Annotated in this window: 1 protein-coding gene; it reads left to right on the forward strand. The window is 46.3% G+C overall.

Annotated elements, in window-relative coordinates; translation table 11 throughout:
* Nucleotides 1-170: 170 nt before the first annotated feature.
* The coding region (locus Xbed_RS18685) for a toprim domain-containing protein (protein ID WP_208612283.1) at nt 171-1,209 on the forward strand (1,039 nt) is incomplete at its 3' end.

Below are 1,209 nucleotides of genomic sequence, written 5' to 3' on the forward strand. Positions count from 1 at the left end.
GTTCATTGCCTGTTCCTCCCCAGAGCGGTTTTTGGTGTGCACCAAAACTTTGCTCTTGGAACAGGCACTTCGTCAATTCCTTATCCGGAATTCGGGTTAAATTTACACATTCAGATAATATAGGCAGCCAAAATCCACTTGACCTGATCCAAACCGTGAAAAAATCCGCCATGTGTCAATGGGAAAATCTTCTGCCTGCTTGTGGCATTGCTATTCCGGCAAAAGGTAAACATGGCGTTTGTCCGATCTGCGGCGGTACTGACCGTTTTCACTTTATCGACGATCACCATCATGGTAATTGGCATTGCCGCCAGTGCGACAAACCAAACTATGGCGATGGGCTGGATTTAGTGGCAAGAACTAAAGGGATATCGATTACTGAGGCAGCCAAAGTCGTTTCTGATGCACTGGTATTGCCCTTGCCAAAACCCAAGCCAGCCAGTGAAACCACTTATACAACACAACCCATTGCCGAAAAAGTGGTGGCACTGATGGCGCAAACTGTCGCCGGACAATCGCCCTATTTGATTGCAAAGGGGCTGCAATGCCCTAACCAGCGGCTATTGTTCGATAATTCAGCAGTGTTGCCACTGGCAACGTTGGACAAAAAAGTAACAGGTGCGCAAATTATTAAGCCGGATGGAACGAAAAAATTACTGTCTGGCAGCAAAAAAACAGGTTCGTTTATCGCCCTGTCAGCGTTGGAAGAGTATCCCAGCACAGTGATCATTACCGAAGGTTACGCCACGGCACTCACAGTTAACCAACTTTATACAGGCACTGTTCTGGCAGCACTGGATTCAGGTAATTTATTATCTATTGCAAAAGCTATTCGGGAACGCTGGTCGGACACAAAAATCATTATTGCCGCTGATAACGATTGGCACTCCCCCGGAGAACGGGACAAAAACGGCAAACTCAAAAAGAACGTTGGTAAAATTGCAGCAGAGAAAGCAGCTAAAACGATCAACGGGTGGATCTCATTACCGCCTACAGAGTACAAAGCCGATTGGGATGATTATCGCCAGCAGCATGGCATTGAGGCTGCAAAGCTGGCATTCAGTAATGGGTTGTATCAGGTAGAAGAGAAAAAACCAGTAGCAAAATCTGTGACCACTGATTCAGATGAATACCAAGAGAAAGAATACGATCCGCTAAAACCTCATATCGATATCCGCAAGACCGGCATTTACTGGGTTGAACCCAAAG

Source organism: Xenorhabdus beddingii (genome assembly GCF_002127545.1).
GTDB lineage: Bacteria > Pseudomonadota > Gammaproteobacteria > Enterobacterales > Enterobacteriaceae > Xenorhabdus > Xenorhabdus beddingii.